General features: G+C 42.2%; 24 protein-coding genes. 4 read left to right on the top strand and 20 right to left on the bottom strand.

What is annotated here, in order from left to right; all coding sequences use genetic code 11:
- Positions 1 to 74 precede the first annotated feature (74 nt).
- The 6 genes from pyk to dnaE form a co-directional block, all read right to left on the bottom strand.
- Positions 75 to 1,835, bottom strand: a complete 1,761-nt coding sequence (gene pyk / locus ACP7A0_RS06235) for a pyruvate kinase (RefSeq protein ID WP_066030563.1) — start codon at positions 1,833 to 1,835, stop codon at positions 75 to 77.
- A gap of 27 nt (positions 1,836 to 1,862) precedes the next feature.
- Positions 1,863 to 2,822: a 6-phosphofructokinase gene (pfkA, locus tag ACP7A0_RS06230; protein ID WP_012010865.1), complete on the bottom strand. Its 960-nt coding sequence runs from the start codon at positions 2,820 to 2,822 to the stop codon at positions 1,863 to 1,865.
- 341 nt (positions 2,823 to 3,163) lie between these two features.
- Positions 3,164 to 4,141 carry an acetyl-CoA carboxylase carboxyl transferase subunit alpha gene (accA, locus tag ACP7A0_RS06225; protein WP_034661852.1) on the bottom strand — a complete coding sequence of 326 codons (978 nt, stop codon included), beginning with the start codon at positions 4,139 to 4,141 and terminating at the stop codon, positions 3,164 to 3,166.
- Positions 4,126 to 5,001 carry an acetyl-CoA carboxylase, carboxyltransferase subunit beta gene (gene accD, locus ACP7A0_RS06220; protein ID WP_034661853.1) on the bottom strand — a complete coding sequence of 292 codons (876 nt, stop codon included), beginning with the start codon at positions 4,999 to 5,001 and terminating at the stop codon, positions 4,126 to 4,128. The genes accA and accD overlap by 16 nt, the downstream gene beginning before the upstream one ends.
- Before the next feature lie 304 nt (positions 5,002 to 5,305).
- Entirely contained in the window at positions 5,306 to 6,538 is a 1,233-nt protein-coding gene (locus tag ACP7A0_RS06215) for an NAD(P)-dependent malic enzyme (RefSeq protein WP_034661854.1), read from the bottom strand.
- 141 nt (positions 6,539 to 6,679) lie between these two features.
- Positions 6,680 to 10,015, bottom strand: coding sequence for a DNA polymerase III subunit alpha (gene dnaE / locus ACP7A0_RS06210; protein WP_426004581.1), 3,336 nt, complete (start codon positions 10,013 to 10,015; stop codon positions 6,680 to 6,682).
- A 137-nt stretch (positions 10,016 to 10,152) separates the two neighbouring features.
- Here dnaE and ACP7A0_RS06205 point away from each other — a divergent pair, with 137 nt between their 5' ends.
- The 3 genes from ACP7A0_RS06205 (at position 10,153) to ACP7A0_RS06195 (ending at position 11,289) form a co-directional block, all read left to right on the top strand.
- The gene (locus ACP7A0_RS06205; RefSeq protein ID WP_034661856.1) at positions 10,153 to 10,494 is read left to right on the top strand and encodes a YtrH family sporulation protein; all 342 of its coding nucleotides are present in this window, start codon (positions 10,153 to 10,155) and stop codon (positions 10,492 to 10,494) included.
- Entirely contained in the window at positions 10,491 to 10,994 is a 504-nt protein-coding gene (gene ytrI / locus ACP7A0_RS06200) for a sporulation membrane protein YtrI (RefSeq protein WP_060596986.1), read from the top strand. The genes ACP7A0_RS06205 and ytrI overlap by 4 nt, the downstream gene beginning before the upstream one ends.
- Before the next feature lie 109 nt (positions 10,995 to 11,103).
- A complete protein-coding gene (locus ACP7A0_RS06195) occupies positions 11,104 to 11,289 on the top strand; it encodes a hypothetical protein (protein WP_003216400.1) in 186 nt (61 codons plus the stop codon).
- A 51-nt stretch (positions 11,290 to 11,340) separates the two neighbouring features.
- Here the strand turns inward: ACP7A0_RS06195 and ACP7A0_RS06190 are convergent, their stop codons facing one another.
- Positions 11,341 to 12,282: a DHH family phosphoesterase gene (locus ACP7A0_RS06190; RefSeq protein WP_003216520.1), complete on the bottom strand. Its 942-nt coding sequence runs from the start codon at positions 12,280 to 12,282 to the stop codon at positions 11,341 to 11,343.
- Positions 12,283 to 12,429: 147 nt separating this feature from the next.
- Between ACP7A0_RS06190 and ACP7A0_RS06185 the strand changes: the two genes are divergently transcribed.
- Positions 12,430 to 12,732 (top strand): YtpI family protein, encoded by a 303-nt coding sequence (locus ACP7A0_RS06185; protein WP_003216665.1) that lies wholly within the window; start codon positions 12,430 to 12,432, stop codon positions 12,730 to 12,732.
- Between the two features lie 67 nt (positions 12,733 to 12,799).
- On the opposite strand, the gene ACP7A0_RS06180 is transcribed toward ACP7A0_RS06185, so the two are convergent.
- The 13 genes from ACP7A0_RS06180 to sppA all read right to left on the bottom strand — a co-directional run bounded on the left by ACP7A0_RS06180 (position 12,800) and on the right by sppA (position 25,226).
- Positions 12,800 to 14,122, bottom strand: a complete 1,323-nt coding sequence (locus tag ACP7A0_RS06180) for a CBS domain-containing protein (RefSeq protein WP_106031188.1) — start codon at positions 14,120 to 14,122, stop codon at positions 12,800 to 12,802.
- 145 nt (positions 14,123 to 14,267) lie between these two features.
- The gene (locus tag ACP7A0_RS06175; protein WP_060596988.1) at positions 14,268 to 14,951 is read right to left on the bottom strand and encodes a metal-dependent hydrolase; all 684 of its coding nucleotides are present in this window, start codon (positions 14,949 to 14,951) and stop codon (positions 14,268 to 14,270) included.
- A 66-nt stretch (positions 14,952 to 15,017) separates the two neighbouring features.
- Positions 15,018 to 15,773: an SDR family oxidoreductase gene (locus ACP7A0_RS06170; RefSeq protein ID WP_008343153.1), complete on the bottom strand. Its 756-nt coding sequence runs from the start codon at positions 15,771 to 15,773 to the stop codon at positions 15,018 to 15,020.
- A gap of 177 nt (positions 15,774 to 15,950) precedes the next feature.
- On the bottom strand, positions 15,951 to 17,324 hold the full coding sequence (gene argH / locus ACP7A0_RS06165) for an argininosuccinate lyase (protein WP_426004577.1): 1,374 nt from the start codon (positions 17,322 to 17,324) through the stop codon (positions 15,951 to 15,953).
- On the bottom strand, positions 17,321 to 18,532 hold the full coding sequence (locus ACP7A0_RS06160) for an argininosuccinate synthase (RefSeq protein ID WP_106050060.1): 1,212 nt from the start codon (positions 18,530 to 18,532) through the stop codon (positions 17,321 to 17,323). Before ACP7A0_RS06160 ends, argH begins: the two co-directional genes overlap by 4 nt.
- Before the next feature lie 173 nt (positions 18,533 to 18,705).
- Positions 18,706 to 19,221, bottom strand: coding sequence for a MogA/MoaB family molybdenum cofactor biosynthesis protein (locus ACP7A0_RS06155; RefSeq protein ID WP_106042642.1), 516 nt, complete (start codon positions 19,219 to 19,221; stop codon positions 18,706 to 18,708).
- 106 nt (positions 19,222 to 19,327) lie between these two features.
- Positions 19,328 to 20,512, bottom strand: a complete 1,185-nt coding sequence (locus ACP7A0_RS06150) for an acetate kinase (protein ID WP_034661872.1) — start codon at positions 20,510 to 20,512, stop codon at positions 19,328 to 19,330.
- A gap of 229 nt (positions 20,513 to 20,741) precedes the next feature.
- Positions 20,742 to 21,716: a class I SAM-dependent methyltransferase gene (locus ACP7A0_RS06145; RefSeq protein ID WP_212040750.1), complete on the bottom strand. Its 975-nt coding sequence runs from the start codon at positions 21,714 to 21,716 to the stop codon at positions 20,742 to 20,744.
- An 88-nt stretch (positions 21,717 to 21,804) separates the two neighbouring features.
- Positions 21,805 to 22,305 (bottom strand): thiol peroxidase, encoded by a 501-nt coding sequence (gene tpx, locus ACP7A0_RS06140; RefSeq protein WP_034321005.1) that lies wholly within the window; start codon positions 22,303 to 22,305, stop codon positions 21,805 to 21,807.
- Positions 22,306 to 22,416: 111 nt separating this feature from the next.
- Positions 22,417 to 22,869 (bottom strand): GerW family sporulation protein, encoded by a 453-nt coding sequence (gene ytfJ, locus ACP7A0_RS06135; protein ID WP_106050062.1) that lies wholly within the window; start codon positions 22,867 to 22,869, stop codon positions 22,417 to 22,419.
- A gap of 14 nt (positions 22,870 to 22,883) precedes the next feature.
- The gene (locus ACP7A0_RS06130; RefSeq protein WP_426004573.1) at positions 22,884 to 23,573 is read right to left on the bottom strand and encodes a DUF2953 domain-containing protein; all 690 of its coding nucleotides are present in this window, start codon (positions 23,571 to 23,573) and stop codon (positions 22,884 to 22,886) included.
- Between the two features lie 115 nt (positions 23,574 to 23,688).
- The gene (locus ACP7A0_RS06125; protein ID WP_426004571.1) at positions 23,689 to 24,210 is read right to left on the bottom strand and encodes an RDD family protein; all 522 of its coding nucleotides are present in this window, start codon (positions 24,208 to 24,210) and stop codon (positions 23,689 to 23,691) included.
- A 14-nt stretch (positions 24,211 to 24,224) separates the two neighbouring features.
- Positions 24,225 to 25,226, bottom strand: coding sequence for a signal peptide peptidase SppA (gene sppA, locus ACP7A0_RS06120; protein WP_426004569.1), 1,002 nt, complete (start codon positions 25,224 to 25,226; stop codon positions 24,225 to 24,227).
- Positions 25,227 to 25,497: the final 271 nt, after the last annotated feature.

The following is a 25,497-nucleotide window of genomic DNA, read 5'->3' as shown; positions in this document are numbered from 1 at the left end:
CGAAAGCTGTTTTACTTTTTTTAGTGTAACATAAAAAAAGAGAGGAGTCAGATAACTCCCCTCGTGTGTATGATTTAAAGGACGCTTGCACGGCCTTTGTAGATCGCTCCGCGTGCCGGATCTACTGTGATCTCTTCGCCTTCTTTTAGCAGTGTTGTTGCGCTGTCAAGACCCACAATCACTGGAATACCAAGGCTGAGTCCAACGACTGCTGCATGGCTTGTTAAGCCGCCTTCTTCAGTGATCAAGGCAGATGCTTTCTCTAAAGCACCCATCATATCACGGTCTGTACAGTTTGCGACAAGAATCGCCCCATCGTACATTTTTTCGTCTGCTTCTTTTCCGCTTTGTGCAATGACAACCGGTCCAAATGCAGATTTACGGCCAATTCCTTGACCTTTCGCAATGATATCACCAACAACATATACTTTCATTAAGTTCGTTGTACCTGTTTCACCAACTGGCACACCAGCTGTAATGACGATTAAATCGCCATGTCTCACATAGCCCGTTTCGATCGACTTCTCGACTGCATTCTCAAGCATTTCATCAGTAGACGTCGTTTTTGATCCGCTCTTTGCAAATACACCGAATACGAGAGACAGCTTTCTTGCTACTGATTCGTTTGCTGTGACCGCTACGATTGGTGCTTTTGGTCTATATTTTGAAATCATTCTCGCTGTATGACCGCTTTCCGTAGGTGTCACAATCGCTGCCACGTCAAGCTTCATCGCTGTATGTGCAACAGATTGACCGATGGCATCTGTAATGCTGACTTCTACTTCTTCGCTTCTGCGAGAAAGAATTGCTTTATAGTTGAGTGCATCTTCTGAACGTGATGCAATGTTATGCATCGTTTGTACAGCTTCCACTGGATATGTTCCTGCTGCTGTTTCACCAGAAAGCATAATCGCATCTGTGCCATCAAAAATGGCATTTGCCACGTCACTTGCTTCCGCACGAGTTGGACGAGGATTACGCTGCATGCTATCAAGCATTTGGGTAGCTGTGATGACAGGTTTGCCTAAACGATTGCATTTTTTGATCAGCATTTTTTGAACAAGCGGTACTTCTTCTGCCGGGATCTCTACACCAAGATCTCCACGCGCAACCATCAAACCATCTGATACCTCAAGGATTTCATCGATGTTATCAACACCCTCTTGGTTTTCAATCTTAGGAATGATTTGAATGTCAGCCGCATTATTCTTTTCAAGAAGCTCACGAATTTCAAGCACATCAGAAGCTCGTCTAACAAAAGAAGCAGCGATGAAATCGACGCCTTGTTCAATTCCGAACAGAATATCATTGGCATCCTTTTCTGTAATACCTGGCAAGTTCACACTTACACCTGGTACGTTTACACCTTTTTTGTTTTTGAGCGTGCCTGTATTCATGACTTTTGTGACGATTTCTTTGCGGTCCATGTTAATTTCTTTCACTTCTAAACCAATAAGACCATCATCTAATAGAATCGTTGAGCCCACTTCTACATCATGAATTAAATCTTCATACGTCACACTAATTTTTTCCGTATTTCCAACAATGTCTTCCATACTCACGATAAGATCTGCACCAGCGACTAGCTCAATTGAGCCGTTTTCAACTGTACGTGTACGGATCTCTGGACCTTTTGTATCAAGAAGGATCGCAATGTCCTTGCCTAATGTTTTACCTGCTTTACGAATGTTTTCAATGCGTGCACCATGCTCTTCAAAATCTCCATGAGAGAAGTTTAGTCTGGCTACATTCATTCCTGCTTCAATCAATTCAGTCAGCTTTTCAATGGTTTCACTTGCTGGACCGATTGTACAAACGATTTTTGTCTTTCTCATTACTGTTCCTCCTAAGGTCTTCTCGTTTTATATAGAGAGCTCTTGTGAAAGTCGGTACATATTTTGGTCGACTGTATGTTTTTTATCTAAGATATCTAAAATATCGTGGTGAACGAGTTCGTTGCTTTGAATGCCCACACAGCGTCCGCCTTTTCCTTCAAGAAGAAGTTCTACTGCGTATGCTCCTAAACGGCTTGCCAGTACTCGGTCAAATGCGCTTGGAGAACCTCCGCGCTGAATATGTCCTAAGACAGATACACGGGTTTCAAGGCTTGTCTCCTCTTCAATCCGCTTACCAAATTCAACACCGCTGCCTACGCCTTCTGCGACGATAATGATACTGTGCTTCTTGCCGCGCTCGTGCCCTCTTCTTAACCTCGCAATAATTTCATCCATGTCATAGTCTGCTTCAGGAATCAAAATAGATTCGGCTCCGCCTGCAAGACCTGACCAAAGAGCAATATCACCAGCATGTCTTCCCATTACTTCCACTACGTATGTACGTTCATGAGATGTGGCTGTATCACGAATTTTATCAATGGCGTCAATGACTGTATTCAGTGCTGTATCAAAGCCAATAGTGAAATCAGTACCTGGGATATCGTTGTCGATTGTACCCGGGACACCTACACATGGAAAACCAAGCTCAGTTAATTTCTTCGCTCCCATGAATGAACCGTCTCCGCCGATCACAACAAGTCCTTCAATACCGAATTTTTTTAAGTTCTCAATGCCTTTTTCACGACCTTCAACTGTCTTGAATTCAGGGCATCTTGCCGTGTAAAGTTTTGTTCCTCCACGATGAATGATATCGCCAACTGAACCTATTTCAAGTTTCTCAATTTTACCGTTAATTAGACCTGAATATCCATTATAAATACCGTAAACTTCAACATTATGGTAAATCGCTTTCCTTACAACTGCGCGCACAGCTGCATTCATTCCTGGGGAATCCCCACCGCTCGTTAAAACTCCTATACGCTTCATCTTTTTCACCTCAGAGACCATATATGAATTAAACATACCATTTCCACTGCTTGAAAACAATCATGAGCAAAACCGGATGTTTTCAATACGTATTTCTAAAACCGTACTTATTATACAATTAAATAAACCGTTTTTAAACAAAAGTTAAGAAAGTCATGAAAGCAATTCTTTCAAAAACGAGGAAGATCGATCCTTCTAAAGCTTATCATATCAAGGTTTTCAGACGTTTCAAATTTTATGAAAACAAAAGAAAATTATTTTCAAATAGCGCTTACATGAGGACGGTTTTCATGAAAAAGGGTGAAAAAAATAAACGCCAGCCAAAAAGGCTGTACGTTTATTTAGTTTACCCCAATATATTGATTTTCAACCGATACTTTCCCGATTGCTTTGTATTTTTGATATCTTTGTTCGACTAGTTCTTCAGGTGTTAGTTTGAGCAAAGATGTAAGTGACTGTTTTAATGTTTTTTTAATGTAGGCTGCTTGTTGTTTCACGTCTCGATGTGCTCCACCTTGCACTTCTTTAATAACATCATCTATAATATCTAATTCTTTTAGGTCTGGAGCGGTAATTTTCATTGTCTCTGCAGCTTTTTTCGCAAGTGATGAGTCCTTCCAGAGCAGTGCTGCTGCACCTTCAGGTGAAATCACTGAATACGTTGAATTCTCTAGCATGTATAGGTGGTTTCCTACGCCTAAGCCTAGTGCGCCGCCACTTCCGCCTTCTCCGATGACAATACAGACAACCGGTACACGAAGTCCTGCCATTTCGAATAGGTTTTTCGCAATTGCTTCACTTTGTCCGCGTTCTTCAGCTGCTTTCCCAGGATAAGCTCCTTTTGTATCAATAAAGCAAATGATCGGGCGATTAAATTTATCTGCTTGTTTCATCAAGCGCAGCGCTTTACGGTAGCCTTCTGGATGAGGCATTCCGAAATTTCGGCGCAAGTTTTCTTTTGTGTCTTTTCCGCGCTGATGGCCAATGACTGTGACAGGAAGCCCTTTAAACGTGGCGATTCCTCCAACAATGGCTTCATCATCACCATAGAAACGGTCACCATGACATTCGAAAAAGTTGTCAAACAGCTCTTGAATGTAATCGAGAGTTGTTGGACGCATCGCATGACGAGCAATTTGCACTCTGTCCCACGGCTTTAAATTTGTATAAATGTCTGCTTCAAGCTTGCTCAGACGTGTTTCAAGGCGCTCAATTTCTGCACTTAAATCCATTTCTGAGTTTTGTGTGAACTTTTTCAGTTCATCAATTTTCGCTCGAAGTTCAATGACAGGTTTTTCAAATTCTAGTTCTCCAGCCACTCTCGTTCACCTCCTGTGCTGTGTAATGCTAAGATTCGGCCTAGTGTTTCTTTCATCTCTGCACGGTGAATGACAGCATCCAATTGACCATGCTTCATTAAAAATTCAGCCGTTTGGAAGTCCTCTGGCAGGTCTTCACGAATGGTTTGTTCAATGATTCTACGGCCTGCAAACCCAATTAAAGCACCAGGTTCTGCAAAGTTGTAATCACCAAGAGAGGCGAAACTAGCTGATACACCGCCAGTTGTCGGGTTCGTCATCACAGAGATAATCAAACCTTGGTCCTCGCTGAACAGTTTTAATGCTGAGCTTGTTTTTGCCATCTGCATGAGACTGAGGATCCCCTCTTGCATTCTCGCTCCGCCCGATGCAGTAAAGATGATAAATGGCACCTTGTCCGCCTTTGCTTTCTCAATCGCCAGTGTGATCTTTTCACCAACAACCGAGCCCATGCTGCCCATACGGAACGTGGCATCCATGACAGCGATCACAGCACGCTGGCCTTCAATTTCACCTTGACCTGTGACAATGGCTTCATTCAAAGACGTTTTTTCTCTGTCTTTCTCAAGCTTTTCTTCGTAGCCTGGGAATCCGAGCGGGTTTTCTGAGATCAGGTGCCCGTTAAATTCTTCAAATGTGCCTTCGTCTACAAGGCTATCAATACGCTGCTTTGCATTCATTTGCAAATGTCTGCCGCAATTCATGCAAACACGTAAATTTTTATCTAATTCTTTGGTGAGCATTATTTTTTTACATTGCGGACATTTGGTCATGATGCCTTCAGGCACATCTTGGCTTGCCTGTTCAGAGGGTACAGATGCATATTTTTTCTTTTTACTGAAAATATTTTTGATTGACAAATGACTACCTCCCTTTTTGAAGGGTTTTTTCTTTACACGCACATCCACTATTATAGGACATGTCATAACTGTACCGAAACTATTGTACTTTTTTTGTCAAACGCTGTCATCCTTCATTCAATTTTTTCAATGGGGAATTGATGAGAAATGAGTATGTGTTTGGGGCGCTGAGCAGTTGATATATGTGAATTGTGAACGTCTACAAAAAAATATCATTCCGGATGAAAAAATTTTCGCGTAAGAGAGGAAATGGTGCACGTCTTTCCTCCAATTTCAGAAAGAACGTGCACACTTTTCCAATTGATTATTCGCCGATAATCGTTAATTTTCTTGTTTTTTCAGCGACTGCTTCTGGATCGACTTTGATTCTTGCAACGCCAGTTTCCATTGCTGCTTTTGCTACCGCTTTTGCTACCGCTGGTGCTACACGTGCATCAAATGGTTCAGGGATGACGTATTCAGCTGACAATTTCTCATCTGAAACAAGAGAAGCAATCGCTTCAACGGCTGCAATTTTCATTTCTTCGTTAATGTGAGTTGCACGTACATCTAATGCTCCGCGGAAAATTCCTGGGAATGCCAGTACGTTGTTCACTTGGTTCGGGAAGTCAGAACGGCCAGTTCCTACAACACTTGCACCTGCTGCATGTGCATCTTCTGGCATGATCTCTGGATTTGGATTCGCCATAGCGAAGATGACAGGATCTTTTGCCATTTTTCCAACCATTTCTTTTGTTAAAGCGCCTGCTACTGAAACCCCGATGAAGACGTCTGCGCCTTCAATGACTTCTTCTAATGAACCTTCTTTACGGTCTTGGTTCGTGAATTTAGCGACTTCATTTTTCACTGTATTCATACCGTTCGGGCGGCCTTCGTAAATTGCGCCTTTTGTATCACACATGATGATATCACGTACACCGAAATGATATAGAAGCTTGATAATCGCAATTCCCGCTGCTCCAGCGCCGTTTGCCACCACTTTGATGGAGGACATTGATTTTCCAGACAGTTTCAAGGCATTTACAAGTCCTGCTACTGTGACAATCGCTGTTCCGTGCTGATCATCGTGGAACACTGGAATGTTTGTCTCTTTTTTCAAGCGCTCTTCGATAATGAAGCAGTTTGGAGCTGCAATATCTTCAAGGTTGACACCGCCAAACGTTGGCTCAAGAAGCTTTACTGTTTCAACGATTTTGTCTACATCGTTTGTCGCAAGCGCGATCGGGAAGGCATCAACGCCCGCGAAGCTTTTGAATAATACAGCTTTTCCTTCCATTACTGGAAGAGATGCTTCTGCACCAATATTACCAAGCCCTAAAACAGCGCTTCCGTCTGTGACAACAGCGACCATATTGCCTTTCATTGTATAATCATACACTTTGCTTGTGTCGTCATAAATATCTTTACATGGTTCTGCAACACCAGGTGAGTAAGCCAAGCTCAAGTCTTTTGCATTTTTCACTTGTACTTTTGATTTTGATTCGAGTTTGCCTTGATTCTCTTTGTGCATATGTAATGCTTCTTCTCTTAATGACATGTGTAGAACACTCCTTCAAGTGGAAAATGATTTAATGAATTGCTAAGTTGATAAGCACATACTGGCAGTTTTAAATACACAGAATCTTTAAAATGATAACACAATAGGTGAATTTGTAAAACATATTCAGGTGATTTGTCATCATTTAATCACAACGTTTTGTTCACCGAGCAGCTCTTTTAACTGGAAAATCACAGCATGATCTGCATGAACCTTGTATGCATCTGGAAGTCTCACTGTCTTTTTTTGCTTCTCATAATACAAATAGACATCTGCTTCTCCGCTGTGCATCGAGATCACCCGCTTTACTTGCTCTAGCAGTTCCTGCATATGGTTTTCTTCTTTCACCCGAATGTAGACAGACTCTTTTCTTTGTGTGCCCATCTCTTCAAGCAGAACGGCTTCTTGCACGATGATTTGGCTGCTGTCATTTCTGACATCTATTCTGCCTTCAACATAAAGCATGGCGCCCTCCTCAAGTAAGGGGGACAGCTTTCTAAATTGCTCTGGAAAGACGACGCCTTCCATTTCTCCCGTTTCATCCCCAAATGTGACAAATGCCATCGATTGTCCATTTTTTGTCCGAATCGATTTCACTTTTGTCAAAAGACCACCCATTGAGATCTTTCGCTTTATATAGGAAGAAAGTCTGATGATTTCCACTGCACCATTCTCTCTTAAGCGATCTCGGTACGTTTGTACAGGATGATTTGATAAATATAACCCAAGTGCCTCTTTTTCAAATTGCAGGAGATCGACAAGCGGCAGTTCTTCTATCTCCGCATATTTTGGCTTAATGGAGAAGGTTGTATCCCCCAGAAAGTCCAGTTGATCATCTGGATTTAAAAATGACACGTGGTCTAATGCAATATCTATTGATGCCAATAACGAAGCACGATTTGGATAAAGCTCATCCATCGCCCCTGAAAAAATGAGCGCTTCAATCGTTTTTCGGTTGACACTCTTTGCTGATACTCTTGCGCAAAAATCAAATAAATCTTCAAACGGCTTTTCCTGTCTTGCCCTGTATATATCCTTTACAGCTGACACTCCGACATTTTTGATCGCTCTTAAGCTGTAGCGGATCTCCCCTTTTTCAACCGTAAATGGAAATTCACTCGTATTAATAGAAGGCTTCAACACAGATATCCCTTTTTCCTTTGCCTCATAGAAATATTGAGCGACTTTGTCTTCATTTCCAATCACACTCGTTAAAAGTCCGCACATAAAATATAACGGATAATGCGCTTTTAAGTAAGCAAGCTGAAAGCCAATCATGCTATATGCAACAGCATGGCTTCTATTAAAACCATAGTTTGCAAATTTGACGATTAAGTCATAAACGTCATTTGCAATGTTAACAGGATACTCCTTTTTTAGGCATCCTTCAACAAAATGGCTTCGCTCTTCATCAAGGACCTTTTTATCCTTCTTCGAAACTGCTCTTCTTAATAGATCTGCCTCGCCCAGCTGAAAGCCTGCCATCTTCGCCGCAATCAGCATGATTTGCTCCTGATAGACGATGACCCCATATGTGTCCTTTAAAATGTCATACAAATCAGGATGCGGATAAGAGACCTTGACTCTGCCGTGCTTTCGGTCGATAAAGAGCGGGATATTCTCCATTGGACCTGGACGGTAGAGGGCATTGACCGCCACGATGTCTTCTAAACTAGAGGGCTTCAGGCGTCTCAGCACCTGACGCATTCCTTGTGATTCAAGCTGGAAAATCCCAGTTGTATCTCCCGCTGATAACAATTCAAATGTTTTCTGATCTTCATATGAAATGTCACTAAAGTTAATGTGGACGTTTTCCTGTCTTTCAATCTGGTTTTTAATGGATTCAATTAAGGTTAAGTTTCTTAGTCCTAAGAAATCCATCTTTAAAAGTCCGAGATCTTCTAAATAATTCATCGCATACTGCGTTAAATACACACCATCATGGCCGTCTTGAATTGGAACGACCTCTGTCAGCGGCTCCTCGCTTAGCACAACGCCGGCTGCATGTGTGGAGGTATGTCTTGGCAAGCCTTCAACCTTTAAAGCGGTTTGAAAGACCTTTCGAAGCTCCTCGGATTGCTGGAGCATCGTTTTTAATTCAGGGGATGCAGCCACCGCTTCTTTCAGCGTCGTTCCTGGCTTTGACGGAATCAGCTTTGCAAGACGGTCCGCTGCCTTTGAATCAATCCCCATCACACGTCCGACATCTCTTAAGGCTGCCTTTGCTGCAAGTGTTCCAAACGTGACAATTTGTGCCACATGCATGTCTCCGTATTTGTCTTTTACATAAGAAATGATTTCATCTCTTCTCGTATCGGGGAAATCAATATCAATATCTGGCATACTGATTCGCTCAGGATTTAAAAAACGCTCAAACAACAGACCGTGACGGAGCGGATCAACATCTGTAATAAACAATACATACGCAACAAGTGACCCTGCTGCCGATCCACGTCCTGGCCCTGTGACAATGCCTTGATCATGGGCATACTTCATAAAATCCCACACGATGAGAAAATAATCACTGAAATTCATTTTTTGGATAATGCTCAGTTCGTACTCAAGTCTTTTCACATACGTATCATTTGAAGCAATCTTTCTTTGCTTCATCCCTTCTGCGCACACTTTGCGTAAAAACTGATCTGCTGTTAATTGATCAGGAGTCGGATAGGATGGGAGTTTTGTCTGCCCAAGATTCAAATCGACTTCACAGCGGTCTGCGATCTCCACCGTTCTTGTCAGCAGCTCCTCATCTTGCGCATACCATTCCTTCATTTCCTCAAGGGTTCTGAAATGCTTTTCTCCTCGGTCTTCCTCAATCTCTGACAGCTGCTGCCCTGCTTTAATGGCTTTTAAACACGTATAGGCGGTTTTGTCTTCTCGATTGATATAGTGGACATCTCCCGTCGCAACAAGAGGAATCTCCGCACTTTTTGAGACGTCCTTGAGTTTACCGGCAAGCGATTCGTTTTGCTGAAACGGCTGAAGTGCGATGTACACATGTCCCTCACCGAAAATATCTTTCAATTGTTTCGCCGCATCATGCGCTTCTTCTATCTGATCATGCTGAAGCAGCGTTTCAATGTAGCCGGAAACGCCTGGCGTGATGGCAATGAGCCCGCGGTGATAGCTTTTCATCCATTTTTCTTTCAGTCCAGCTTTAGATTTTGATTTCAGCACACTGCTGATTTTGATCAAGTTTTGGTAGCCTTCATTGTTTTTGGCAAGGAGTACCAAGGGATAAGCCTCTGTCTCTTGTTCATCTATGAAGACAGAAGCTGTTAAACCGATGACCGGCTTGATGCCATGTTTTTTACATTCCTTATAAAATTCAACCGTTCCATACATCACATGGTCATCGGTAAGAGCGAGCGCCTTGCAGCCAAGTTTTTTCGCTTTCAGCACGAGCTCCTTTACTTTTGCCGCACTGCTTAATAAGCTGTATCCACTGTGGACCTGAAGATGAACATAAGACATGCTTAATCCACTCCTTTCGTCTAAAGTCATTCTTTCATTATAAAACGCGATGCGGTGAGAAACAAATGTTCTTTCTTTTCTGTCCGTTCATACTTGTCCCGCACACACCATATATTGAATAGAGTGAGGTGGACACAATGGATGTGAAGGAAGCTTTTATTCCGAATTTTATTAGCTGTTATTTTATTGCTCTTGGGGTCATTTTGGGCGGTGCCATCATAGGTGGTGTTGGTGCTTATTTATCTGGTCAGCCGCCTTTATCCATTATTACGAGTCTTGCCAACCGTTTAAAGATTTGGGCGCTTGTCGCAGCTATCGGTGGAACTTTTGATGCCGTTTATAGCTTTGAAAGAGGCATTTTCGAAGGGAACACGCGTGATATTTTCAAGCAGATTTTATTAATTGTCTCTGCCATGGGCGGTGCGCAAACAGGTTATCTCATTATTACGTGGCTCACACAGGAGCATGTGTCATCATGAGGGTGCCGGAGCTGTACAAACGTCCAGGCTGGCAGCGTTTTTTTGCAGGGATGATGTTTGGCGCGATTGTGAGCTGGCTCATTTTCCTCTTTACATACGGAACCTTTCAGGAAAAGCAGGTGACACAGCTTAGAAGCCAGCAGCACCATATGGACAGTCTGAAAGAACAAATCACACTCTATCGGGAAGATTTGCATAAGTTAAATGAGGATAATAAGAAACGGCTGCTGATCCAAAGCGTAGATGTCCATCTCGTCAATCGTGAGCAATATAAAATCCCAGAGCCAGATACGCTGAAATTTGAAGATCAGGTCAAAGAGGATATCTCAGAGGTCATTACAAAGGATATTGAAAGTGTCTATAAAACAAAGGAATTATTAAAACGGACGGTGGAAAATAAAGAATATACCATTCGGGAAAAGGCATATCGCGCCAAAGTGACAGAGCTGACGATTTATACGAAGCTTTCACTTGAAGTGCGCATTTCATTTGCTGAATAAATGATCATGTGGAATTTTTATGAATTTCTGCCCTCAATGATCGCTTTTCCCTCATTATTTTTATACACTAAAAGTAGAACGAGATCTAAAACAGAAAGAGGTGAGGACAATGGAGGTTTACAGCTATCGTCAAATGGCACGAGACAAAGCAAGCCGGATCAAAGACGGCATGTGTGCTTATGCTGAGACAGAAATGATGGCTCATTTAATTAAAAAAGAATTAAAGCATCAAAATCTCCAAGCCTATGAAGATTCAACTGACATCGGCTGCTGGTTTATCCCTGTATGCAAGTAACCCTTTTCTCCATGACAAAAAAAGAGAGAGGGGACTTGAAGCCCCCCTCTCTCATGATGATGATTTACATACTTCTTCTAAATCACGCAAAATCTCATCTGCCACGGCCCAATCATAAATAGACGCACCAGCTGCAAGCGGGTGGCCGCCGCCATGATATTTTTTCGCAATGGTATTAATGACGACGCCTTTCGAGCGGAATCTGACACGAATCTGATCGTTTTCTTCCACAAAAAAGACCCATGCCTTAATCCCTGCAATATTTCCAAGTGTCCCAACAAGCTGTGAGGCTTGCTGCGCTGTTGTTTGGAACGATTCCAAAATATCCTGCTTAATGAAAACAGAGGCGACCCCATTCTCTGACAAAGAAATATGTTGAAAAATATAGCCATTTAATTTCACGACATTTAGGTCCGTCTCATACAATTGATTGAAAAGGTCTGAAGATGAAAATGGATATTCAATAAGTTCTCCAGCATATTTGAGCGTCTTTTTCGTCGTGTTTGGGAAAAGGAAGCGGCCTGTGTCTCCTACAATGCCGGCATAAATGAGTTCAGCCGCCTTTGTATTCAGCTGATATCCTTCTTCTTTCCCCTCTAAATACAATTCATAAATCATTTCGCTCACAGAGCTTGCCTCTGTATCCACCCAAAGCAAATCACCATACGGATCTTCATTTGGATGATGGTCAATTTTCATCAGCTTATCGCCCATTGAATAGCGCTGATCGTCAATTCTTGCTTGATTGGCTGTATCACAGACAATGACAAGGGCATCTTTGTACACGTCATCCGGCACCTCATCAAGTTCATACAAAAATGAAAGGGATGGCTCCGGGGTTCCTGTCGCATAAATATTTTTTTCTGGATAGGTGGCACGCAAGATTTCCGTAAGGCCGCACTGCGATCCATACGCATCAGGATCTGGTCTTACATGTCTATGAATGATGATGGTGTCATATAATGATATGGTTCTAATCAGTTCTTTTTTCATAAAAACTCCTTCTTATCCGATACTCTTTTTATTATTAAATCATAATCTATCCTGACGGAAAAGTGAGAAATAGACAATTTATTCTAGTAAGCAAGCCTATTTACGTTTAAAATAGGGTTGTAACCACTTACAATGGAGGCTTGGCACATGCTTGTTTTGATTGTGTTTATTATTTGTTCTGCCATGTTTTATTTATACTACAAAGCAAAGAATGTCCGTACGAACCGTCCAGTCGAAAAGAAATTCTGGTCGGCTAAATCCAGTATGGCACTTGGCTGCTTTGTCCTGCTCTTCGGTGTGAATCAATTATTTTTAAACCGCTCGTCACTCGCATTTGTCATTGGATTTATTTTTGTTGCTGTCGGTATCGGCAGTACGTGGGCTGGATATAAAGCCTACAAGCATTACCTTCCGCTCTTTTTAAAGGAAGGCGAAAAAGATCACGCATAATAAGAGAGAAGGGCTAAAATGATGTTTATTTTAGCCCTTTGTCATTTTTGTCATCGCCCTTTTACGATTATCCTCTCTCCATCAGCTGCACCATCAGCATCGCTTTCCCGACGATATTCGATTGATGATAAACCTCCACTTCCAGCTTTCCAAACTTGCGTCCTACTTCTAAAATATTTGGCTTGATCTGTATCGTGGATTCCATTTGAACCGGTTTTAAGAAGTAGACAGAGAGACTTTCGACAATCAGCTCCCCTTTTTTATGAGACTTTAAGAAGCGGTTGGCGGATTCAATTAAAATTTGCGTGAACACTCCATATGAAATGTTTCCGAGCTGGTTTGTCATTTGGGGTGTGACCTCATATTGATACACAGCATCTGCCTTTGGCTTATCTGTATCGGTATCTTTAAAGCCTCTTGAGACAACATCATCCAGTTTTTCGCCGACCTGCGGCTGCTTTTGAATCATTTGAAGCGCCTTCAGCACATCCTGACGACTGATCATCCCAATTAGTTTCGCATAATCATCTACGACTGGCAGCACCTCAATGCCTTCCCATACCATCATTTGAGCAGCAGAGGCGACAGAGGTTTTTCCAATGACTGTCAGCGGATTTTTCGTCATCACCTTTTCAATCGGTGTAGAGCGGTCATGCCCCGCGATATCCTTTGAGGTGAGGATTCCGTGAATTTTCATTTGGTCGTCTGCGACCGGAAAACGGCCATGGCCAGTTTCATAATTCTTTTCATACCATTTTTCAAGCTTATCCTCTGGTGATAAATACACCGTTCGTTCGATCGGCGTTAAAATATCTTCCACAAGCACAATCTCTTTTTTTATGAGTTGGTCATAAATGGCTCGGTTTATGAGAGCTGCTACGGTAAATGTATCGTAGCTTGTCGATAAGATCGGCAGCTCAAGCTCATCTGCGAGCTGAATGATTTCATCATCTGTTGAGAAGCCGCCCGTGACCAGCACAGCTGCTCCTGCCTCTAATGCTTGTCTGTGTGCATTGATCCGGTTTCCGACAATCAGCAGGTTTCCAGCTGCCGTGTAGCGCATCATCGCATCAAGCTCCATCGCACCGATGACAAATTTGTTTAATGTTTTATGTAAGCCCGTTCGTCCTCCAAGCACCTGTCCATCAATAACATTGACCACTTCTGCATATGTCAGCTTTTCAATATTTTCTTTTTTCTTCTGTTCAATCCGAATGGTACCAACTCGTTCAATGGTACTGACGAATCCTTTATTTTCAGCATCCTTGATGGCCCGGTAAGCGGTCCCTTCACTCACTTTCATTTCTTTCGCAATACGCCGGACAGAAATTTTCTCTCCAACATCTAATGAATCAATATACGATAAAATTTGTTCATGCTTTGTCGCCAATCCCGTTCACCCTTTTTGTTTTCAGCGTTTTCATCTATGTTTCATTATAAGGGCAGGAGGCTTTTAATAGCAATTTGTCTTTTTCAGCACGATACACGTAAACAAAAAAAGCCGGCATTGGAATGCCGGCTTTTTGCTATGTTGATTAAATCTCAATCGATTCTCCGCTGTTTAACACATGACCAACGCCGCCATGCAGGCTGTCTGCAAATGCATGCGGGTCCTGTTCAATCGGCGGGAATGTGCTGTAGTGAATCGGCACGACCTGCTTCGCCCGAAGCCATTCGGCTGCGATTCTTGCATCGTCCGGCCCCATCGTGAAATTATCACCGATCGGAAGGAATGCAAGCTCAATATGATTCAGCTCACCGATCAGCTTCATATCTGAAAAGAGCGCAGTGTCTCCAGCATGATAAATCGTTTTGCCCTCTGCAGTAAATAAAATACCTGATGGCATGCCTGTATACGTAATCGTTTTTGCATCTTCATCAATGACAGCTGAACCATGGAACGCTTGCGTGAGCTTGACTTTACCAAATTCAAACTCACGTCCGCCGCCGATATGAAGCGGGTGCGTTTTCACCCCTTGCCAGCTTAAATAAACGGCAAGTTCGTTTGGCGCGACAACGAGCGCGTCATTGTTTTTAGCGATTTCAATGGTGTCACCGAGGTGATCTCCATGCCCATGTGTCAGTAAAATGACATCCGCTTTGACATCTTGCGGCTTGATATCTGTGTGTTTATTTCCTTTTAAAAATGGATCAATCCAAATATGGTATCCGTTTGTTTCAATGTGTACGACTGAATGTCCGTGATATGTAGCTTTCATGTGAGTATATCCACCTTTCGAATTTGATCTCATTTCATCTATTCCCTGTATAAAAAGCTGAAAAACTTAATGTCTGTGAATGACGTTAAGACCACCTGTTGCTTCAATAACGGTCCCTGTAATCAGGTCTGAGCGGTCATCGCATAAAAATGAAATGATGCGCCCTATATCCTCTCCAGTACCAGACCTGCCAATAGGCGTTTCATCGTCTTTGATCTGGCGTGCTTCTTCTATTGTGGATTCTTTCATGTCTCCAACGATTTTGCCTGGACAAACCATATTGGCTGTGATGCCGTTTTCGGCTTCTTCTATCGCAATGGTTTTCGTCAATGACGCCAGCCCCACTTTTGCCGCTCCGAAGGCTGATCTGTGCATCCAGCCTGGTGCATGGTCTGCTCCTTGGAAGCCATACGTGATAATGCGGCCAAAGCCTTGTTTTCTCATCATGGGGATGACCATTCGGAACAAATGGAACACAGCAGATAGGTTGCCTTCCATCATTTGATACCATTCATCTTCAGAGTAATCCGCTAGTTTCTTACGTTCAAAAATATAAGGTCCAGCATTGTTAATCAAGGCATCGATCCGCCCAAATCGCTCTGCTGCCAGCTCTACCATGTTTTTTAAATCTTCTTTGTTTGTCACATCTCCTTGGACAAATTGAAGCTTTTCTTCGTATTCCTGCAATTCTTCTTTCATCTGCCGGACAGCTTCATCATCACTTCGATAATTCACTGTCACAGAATACCCCATATTCAGTAAAGACTCGGTGACTTTCCTGCCAAGTCCCTTAGAACCCGCTGTTATTAATGCGTGTCGCACACAATCTCCTCCTAAAGCAAAGGTTGCAAGTTCACATGTTTCTTATCTTTACTTTACTATAAACCAGCATCTGGCGCACTTATGAACCCTTTCTGCTATCATGTTCTCCAAGGAAGAGGATTCTCCTTTCTGACAGCAAAAAAACCATCCGCATCATACGAATGGTTTTTTGACGTGTTACGCTAGGCAGGCTTTTGCTTTTTCTAAAGCGAGCTGAATTTGTTTAAATCCAGTTCCACCTGCACTTGTTCTTTTTTCAACAGCAACATACGGATCAAGAACGGTGTAAATGTCTTCTTCAAAAAGATCGCTCGCTTCTGTGAATGTTTCAAACGGAAGATCACTTAAGTAGATGCTTTTTTGAATGCATGTATACACGAGCTTGCCAACGATTTCGTGTGCTTCACGGAATGGCATGCCTTTTTTCGCTAGGTAGTCTGCCACTTCGGTCGCATTTGAGAAATCTTCTTTTGTTGCCTTTTTCATGACATCTTCGTTCACTGTCATTGTTTGAATCATGCCTGTGAAGATTTGCAGGCTGCCAGCAAGGGTTTTTACTGTATCAAACATGCCTTCCTTGTCTTCTTGCAGGTCTTTGTTATACGTAAGCGGCAAACCTTTCATAATGGTGAGAAGCCCCATTAGGTTGCCATATACACGGCCCGTTTTTCCGCGGATCAATTCTGCCATATCCGGGTTTTTCTTTTGCGGCATCATGCTGCTTCCTGTTGCATATGTGTCATCAAGTTCAATGAATTTGAATTCTTGAGAGCACCATAAAATGATTTCCTCACAAAGACGTGAGAGATGCATCATCACAAGGCTGCTATTAGACAAAAACTCTAAAATGAAATCCCGATCACTCACGCCATCAAGGCTGTTTTCGTAAATATGATCAAAGCCAAGCAGCTCTGCTGTATATTCACGATCAATCGGAAATGTCGTTCCTGCTAACGCTCCGCATCCAAGTGGAGACACGTTAATTCGCTTCAAAGAATCTTGAAAACGCGCTTTGTCACGTTCAAGCATCCAGAAATAGGCGAGCATATGATGAGCAAAGGAAATAGGCTGTGCACGCTGCAAGTGCGTATATCCTGGAAAAATCGTTTCAACATGCTGTTCTGCTTTTTCCACAAGCACTGTTTGAAAGGAAGAGATCAGTTCAATGATATGCTCTACTTGGTTATTCAAATATAAATGCATATCGGTTGCAACCTGATCATTCCGGCTTCTCGCTGTGTGCAATTTGCCGCCAAGCGGACCAATCTCATCAATGAGCATTTTTTCAAGGTTTAAATGGATGTCCTCATAATCGACTGAGAATTCCAATTCATCTGCCTCTGCCTTTTTCATGAGCGTATTCAGTCCATCTTTGATGGCAGCGGCCTCGTCATCGCCCAGGACACCGCATGTATTCAGCATACTTGCATGAGCAAGGGAGCCGGTCAGATCTTCTTTGACTAATTGTTTGTCGAAATGAATGGACGCGCCAAACTCATCGACCCATTTTTCTGGTGTTTTTTGAAATCGGCCTCCCCAAAGCTTTTTCATGCTTTAACCTGCTCCTTTTTATTCACGATGCTGTTTACTTTTGTTGGTAAGCCCCAAAGATTAATAAATCCTACCGCAGCATCATGATCGAATTCATCTGCTTTTGTGTATGTCGCTAGATTTTCATCATAAAGTGAATATGGTGATTTACGTCCTTCTACAATGGCATGGCCTTTAAATAGTTTCACACGTACAACACCTGTTACGTTCTGTTGTGTTTCTTGTAAGAAAGCATCTAATGCTTCTTTAAGCGGTGAGAACCATAATCCGTTGTATATTAATTCAGCCATTTTTTGTTCAACGATTGGCTTAAAGTGTGCGACTTCTTTCACTAGTGTTAAATCTTCAAGCTCTTTATGCGCTTTTAGAAGTGTGACAGCACCTGGGCACTCGTACACTTCACGAGATTTGATGCCCACAAGACGGTTTTCAACGTGATCGATTCTGCCAACCCCATGCTGACCAGCGACTTCATTTAAATGAAGGATGAGATCAGATAATGAATACTGAATACCATCAATAGCTGTTGGTTTTCCTTTTTCAAACGTGATTTCAATGATTTCAGGTGTGTCAGGTGTTTTTTCAAGTGGCGTCGTTAAATCATATGCTCCTTCTGGCGGCGCAGCCCAAGGGTCTTCTAAAATGCCGCACTCGTTACTTCTGCCCCAAAGGTTTTGGTCGATTGAATATGGGCTGTCTAAGTTAATCGGAATTGGAATACCATGTTTTTGTGCATAATCGATTTCTTCATCACGAGACCATTTCCACTCACGCACTGGTGCAAGAACTTCTAGGTCTGGATTCAACGCTTTAATGGATACTTCAAAACGGACTTGGTCGTTTCCTTTTCCAGTACATCCGTGCGCAACCGCTACTGCATTTTCTTTTTCTGCGACTTCCACTAATTTTTTAGCAATAAGCGGACGAGATAATGCAGATACAAGCGGATATTTTCCTTCATACATCGTGTGTGCTTGTAAGGCAGTTAGTGCAAATTCCTCTGCGAATTCTTCTTTTGCGTCAATCATGTAAGACTGAACCGCTCCGACTTGAAGTGCTTTTTGTTGAACGAATGCTAAGTCTTTTCCTTCACCGACGTCCAGGCAGCAAGCAACGACTTCGTACCCTTGCTCTTGTAACCATTTAACTGCAACAGAGGTATCAAGACCTCCGGAATATGCTAATACGACTTTTTTATTTTGTGACATGATTGAAAAGCTCCTCTCGCTTGTTTTGATTCTGTGAATGTTTTTTGCATAAAAATAAGTTTTAATTTATAAACATGCATTTAGTATGTATACACTGTAACAAGGAAAAATTGTTTTTTCAACCCCTTTATGAAAAAAACTCCGCCAAATTTTCTTGGCCGAGTCATTTTGGGCTATTTTTGATCCTTTTCAAGCTCTCGTAAGACGTGAGGAAGCTCTGGAATCATGAGTTTTGTCATGGCTAAACGAACAGCTCCAGTAGAGCCTGGTGTGGCAAAGACGGCTTTCTGGTTGACGACACCTGCCGCTGCCCGGGACAAGATAGCGGCTGAACCGATGTCTTCTGTATAGCTCAGCATACGGAAGATTTCGCCAAAGCCAGGCAGCTCCTTGGAGAAAAGCGGGGTGATCGCTTCAATGGTGACATCCCTTGCGGCAATCCCTGTCCCCCCGTTTAATAAGACGGCATCTATTTTCGGTTCGCTTGTTCCCTCTAGCACAGCGTCTTGGATCGCTCCAATGTCATCTTTTACAATATCGTATGCAAGAATGAGATGTCCCTGTTCTTTAAGCAAATCAATCATCAGGCGGCCGCTTTTATCTGTTTCTTTCGTTCTTGTATCACTGACCGTAATGACTTTTACATAAAGCCTCTCTTTCGCCTCACGTTTATGCTCTGCAACGCTCATTTTTCACACCGCTCCCTTTTGCTTCGTATTGGACAACATTATAGCATGCTGCTTTTAACAGAAAAAAGCTCTTTTCCTTATTGGAAAAGAGCTTCTTCATTTTTGATTATGCTAAGCGCATAACGTCTCTTGCAATCATTACTTCTTCGTTCGTTGGAATGACGATCACTTTTACAGGAGAGTGCGGGTAGCTGATGAATGCTTCTTCGCCTCTCATGTTGTTAAGAGAAGGATCCCAGTAAACGCCCATGAATTCTAGACCACGAAGTACACGAGCTCTTACTTCTGAACTGTTTTCACCGATTCCAGCTGTGAAGATGATCGCATCTACACCATTCATTCTCGCTGCATAAGAACCGATATATTTATGAATACGGCTTGCAAAAATATCAAGAGCTACTTCTGCACGGTCGTTTCCTTCTTCTGTTGCTTCTTCGATATCACGAAGGTCACTTGATAGACCAGACACACCTAATAGACCACTCTTCTTATTCAAAGTAGAAAGTACTTCTTCAGCTGTATGTCCTGTTTTCTCCATAATAAATGGAATAAGGGCAGGGTCAATGTTACCTGAACGTGTACCCATTGCAACACCCGCAAGCGGTGTGAAGCCCATTGAAGTATCGATTGATTTTCCGCCTTCAACTGCTGCGATACTTGCACCATTTCCAAGGTGGCAAGAGATCAAACGAAGCTCTTCAAGAGGACGGCCTAATAGCTCTGCTGCACGCTCTGTTACGAACTTATGGCTTGTCCCGTGGAATCCGTATTTACGAATACCAAAGTTTTTGTAGTAGTCGTATGGAAGGCTGTATAGGTAAGACTGCTCTGGCATTGTTTGGTGGAAGGCTGTATCGAACACAGCAATCGCTGGTACGTCAGGCAGAATTTGTTTGAATGCTTTGATTCCTACAACGTTTGCAGGGTTATGCAGTGGTGCTAGCTCTGAAAGCTGATCAATGTCATTGATGACTTCATCTGTTAAAAGAACAGAGTCGCTGAATTTCTCTCCGCCGTGAACGACGCGGTGTCCTACGCCATCAATTTCATTAAAGTCTTTGATGATGTTAAATTCAATTAGTTTTTCAAGCAGCATTTTGACCGCTACTGCATGATCTGGAATATCTGTGATTTCTGTTTTCTTTTCTCCATCTACAGAAATCGTGAAGATACTGTTGTCCATTCCGATTCTTTCAACAAGGCCTTTTGTTAAAACGGTTTCTTCTGGCATGTCGAACAATTGGAATTTAAGAGATGAGCTTCCTGCGTTGATTGCAATAATTTTAGACATTCCTGTCGCTCCTTTTACTCAGTTGTTATATAAGGTTTCACGTTTTTTCCGGTGCTATATTCAACCTGTTTGACGGGTCTTTTATAGTTTAACGATAAGTCCGAAAAATATCTGACTTTTTCATTTAAACATTGAAAACTTTGCATTTCAAGTGCACCTTCAAACTGTTACCGCTTACATCGATAAGTCGTTATTTTCTGAATAATAAAATAGCCAGACATCACTCTGGCTATTCTTTCGTTTCTTTTTCTTCTATAAACCACTGGTCTAATTTTCTCATCACACCCACCATGGCTTCCTTCTGTGAGAAAGAAGGCAGATTGGCAAACAGCATCCGTTTTGGTGCTTCCAAGCCTTCCTTTTTCTTTTGCATCACAAACAAGCTTTTGGCGTGCTTTTTGTCTTTGAACATGGAGACAGGCAGCTGAATTAATGCATTCATATATGCATGATCTTTGATAAAATCCTTTAATTGCACGCTTTCTTTTCCTTCAAACAAATCGTTTGGAATGATGAAGAACAAGAAGCCGCCTTCTTTTGTATAACGAAGGCTTTGTTCAATAAATAAATAATGCGCAAAGGCATGTCCTTCTTTTGCCTTAAGTTCATAGTCTGCTGCACGTTCATCATTTGGATAATAACCAACTGGCAGACTGCATACAGTGACATCTACTGGTGAGATCAAAAGCGGCTCAAGGCTGTCTTGATGGAAAAGCTCGACTTCCTTCTCTTCTAAATTCGCCTGTGCCCATGCAATTTTAATGAGTACATCATCAATTTCAGAGGCAAAGCCGCGCTTTGTTTCTGCAGTGAGATTGTTTAAGACAGCAAGCAGTAAGTTCCCTGTTCCCGCTGCTGGATCAAAGACAACAAGCTCTTTTTGTCCTTCTAAAAATTTATTCACCAAATAGCTGACAAACAGCCCGATCGTATCTGGGGTCATCTGACGATTTGGATGGGAAATATCCTTTTGTCCTTTCAATACGGCGAGCTGAAACGCTTTACGAATCTGCTCATGATCATAAGAAGCAAAATCTGCTTTCTCTATTAAATCCTTTAGTAAACCGTCTCGATCATTTGCTTGGAAAAAGGCTTCTCCTGCTTCAGCCAATGCTTCAATATAGGAAATGCTTTGGTCCTTTTTTAATCGAATAGAAGCTGTATCGAGCAGCTCGAAAATCGTACTTACTTGATCTTTCTGCAATGCTTTTCTCTCCTCGCTTTGTTAAAAGCTATATCTCCTCATTGAAAAGAGCCCCAGTATGAAGCCGGAGCTCTTGTCGATGCTGCTTTTATAACAGTGATTTTGCAGCTTCAATGGCTTTTTCATAATTTGGGTGATTCGTTGCTTCGCTTACGTATTCAGTGTAAACCACTTTTCCGCTCGGGTCTAATACGAAGACTGCGCGCGCCAATAAACGCAATTCTTTCATATATACTCCGAATGCTTCACCAAATGACATATCTCTGTGATCAGATAATGTTTCGACATTTTCAATTCCGTTTGCTCCGCACCAGCGTGCTTGTGCAAATGGAAGGTCTGCACTAATTGTATAGATATTGACCGGACCTAAACCGGCTGCCTCTTCATTGAAACGTCTTGTTTGTGCGTCACACACACCTGTATCAATAGAAGGAATCACTGAGATGATCGTCACTTTTCCTGTTAAATCTGAAAGTGAAACTTCCCCTAGTGAGTTCGTTAATACCGTGAAATCTGGAGCCTGCTCGCCTACTTTCACTTCATTTCCTACAAGCGTGACAGAACTCCCTTTAAATGTGATCGATGCCAAAACAATTCCTCCCTTATCAAATGTATGGTTCTATCATAGTAGAGAAAGCAAAAAACTGCAAAGCCTAATCGTCACTTTTGAAAAAAAGTTAACTGCAGCGCAGCTAACTTTTTAAAGGTCTATGTCATCTAGTTTTCGTTCTTTATGACGGTTCTCCCGTTCATCCTTCTTAAACATGTGCTGAAGACGTTCAATTGCTTGAGGAGCAGAATCCAATATTTTATCAAGCAGATGTGTATGTTCATCCAAATGAAGCATTCGAACGCCGTTTGTTCCGACAATTAAGAAGGCGATTGGTGTAATAGACACACCTCCGCCGCTTCCTCCGCCAAATGGGAGTCTCGGTTCTTTTCGTTCTTGTTCATCAGAACGTTTTTCTTTCTTTTGGTTCCCGTTAAATTCACTGCCGCCGGCTGCAAATCCAAAACCAACCTTTGACACAGTGAGGATGACACTGCCATCAGGGGTTTCGACTGGATCGCCGATGATCGTATTCACATCTATCATTTCTTTTAAGTTTTCCATCGCTGTCTTCATAAGACCTTGGATTGGATGATCTGCCATTTTTGGGTTCCTCCTTAAACAGATGATTCATTCTTCGTTGCTTGAAGAGAGGCACTTTTTCTCGCCTTTCTTCCTTTTAACCAATGGACAAGTAAACGAATGGCTGCAAGCATAGCATGTCCAATACGAAAATAAGCTATACATGTAAACTGGGTTTGTGACACATTATGCTGAAAGGCGGGAATCACCTCATATACCGGTTTATGCTTAAAGGTGAGATGCTCCTGCATAAAGGCAAGCAGTGCTCCTTTGACTGACCACACACCGCCGGCTGCTACACCTGTTAAAGCGGCGTCATGAAAGCCGATCCATGTTGACCAGTGGAACGATACAATTCTGATGTGAATGAAGAATTTACGCATGATCCGGTTTAAATCGACGATCTCTTTTGTGATGCGCTCCATTTGATGAAGGATTTGCTTCATATCACGTTTTCCCACTTTTTGATGTATGGATTCTTTTTCGTGACTAGGCGTTTTGGCGCTCGCCATTTTCTTTTCACGTATATCAATCGTGTGATCTTCTGGATTGACCCTCACCATCGGAATGTCTTTTTTGAGTCTGATGATTCCATATAAGGTGATGATCTTCAGTGCAAGGTGATCATTGTCATTTGCATGTGAATAATCCAGTGAAATGGTCACTTTCATGAAGATCAATAAGATCCCAAGGAACAAAAAAGCTGCGATCCAAACGTAAAGCACTGTGCTCACTTCCTCCATAACAAATGATGCTTCTCTACGATTATGGCTCTCATTCTGGATTTTATACCCAATCATGAAAAAAGAGTTTGACCGGTACCCGGCCAAACTCCTCTGATTATACGTTTGATTCTGTTTTTTCATATAAATGTTCATGGACGACCACCGTATCGGCAAAGTAATCATGAACCCCTTGCTTTTTCGGTGAGAACCCGACGACAGCATAGAGAACAAAGAGCGTATTAATGTAGCGACCTACAATCTCTCTAAAGAAAATGACATCCCATGCCAGCCTCTTCTCAGGCTGAAGCGAGACCACTTTGATCCCAAACACCATTTTGCCGAGTGTTTGTTGAAAGATTTTCGTCATGATGGCGAAATAAAGCAGGAATACAATCGTCGTTGTGACGGAAAATGGAGAAAACCATCCTCCTCCTTTGGACCAGCCGAACAGGCTAAAGATTGGAGAAACCGTCAAATGGTTGACACCCCAGACGACGAGCCAATCAAGAATAAACGCCCAAAACCTAATCCAAAAGCCTGCAAACGCCTGTGCTTCAATCACTGCACGTTTCGCAAGAGCCGGATTCGATTCTTCTTGGCTGCGGCTTTCGGTTACTTCATCGAATGTAGAATCCATCTATGATCCCTCCTTTATTTTGAATAGAGATACATCGGTTTAGACCCGTTTGAGCCAGCCAGTGTTTCTTTTAGATTGAGAAAATCAATTTCACTTTTAAAGAGTTTGCTTGCGCTCATATTGAAGAGAGAGTTCCAGCCAAAGCTTTGAGAATAGCTGATCACTGTCGCTCCTTTTAACCCTTTTTCATTTTTCTTCATTGCTTTGATTGCATCTTCATAATATCCTAGCTCATCGACTAATCCGTTCGATTTCGCCTGTGTTCCGTCATAGACCCGGCCATCAGCAATTTTCTTGACGTCCTGTTTTGACATGCCGCGTCCTTCAGAGATGACTTTGACAAACCCTTTATACGAGTTATCAACCATGCTTTGCATGATGTCGCGCTCATCTTTTGTCATATCACGATTTGGTGACATGATGTCTTTAAATTTTCCGCTCTTAATTGTTTCGTATTTAATACCTAAATTATCCGCCAGCTTTGAATAGTTCAAGCTTTGCATAATCACACCTAGCGATCCTGTTAATGTTTCAGGTGAAGCAAAGATTTTCTTGGCTGGAGTTGATACGTAGTAACCGCCAGAAGCTGCCATTGAGCCCATGGAGACGTAAATCGGCTTCTTCGCTTTTTTCACTTCTTCTAATTTTTTATGTATTTCCGCACTTTCATAGACACCGCCGCCAGGAGAGTTGACGCGCAGCAGTACACCTTTTACTGAAGCATCATCTTTCGCTTTTTCTAGTTCCTTGAGGAATGCACGATGATCATATCCTTCTCCGCCTAACAGACTTGATGCGCCGCCATTATCTTGAATGGTTCCATTAATCTCAAGAACCGCAATTTTCCCAGCACCGCTTCCATCCTCTAGTACCTTTTCTTCTATTTCATCCCCAAATTGATAGCTCATTTTATTGTCATTGAAGTTTTCGAACAAGGCCATCGTGACACTTATCACAATTGAAAATCCGAAAACACCTAGTGCAATGATTAACGCTACCCATCTTTTCGCATTCATCTTTTTCTCCTCCTTTTTGTCTCTCTTCATTGATACGAATATTCACATGAAATGTTTCACAGGAATTGTGGTTTTTTTACATTTCATTTCATCATATGATAGCACCTCTTTTCATTCACGATCAACTTTACATCGTCTCCTTTGAGATGCGCATGACGAAAAATTGGCTTTTTTATCCTCCCTCTGCATCTAATAGGCTAGTTCTAGACCACAACGAAACACCTAAACCACTCTTTCATGAGAAAGAAGCTATTCAATTATGCTCAAATCC

The sequence above is a fragment of the Bacillus sp. DWP3-1 genome (genome assembly GCF_049896565.1).
Lineage (GTDB): Bacteria > Bacillota > Bacilli > Bacillales > Bacillaceae > Bacillus.
The sequence above is the reverse complement of the archived record's forward strand: the minus strand, read 5'-3'. Positions and strand labels throughout refer to the sequence as shown.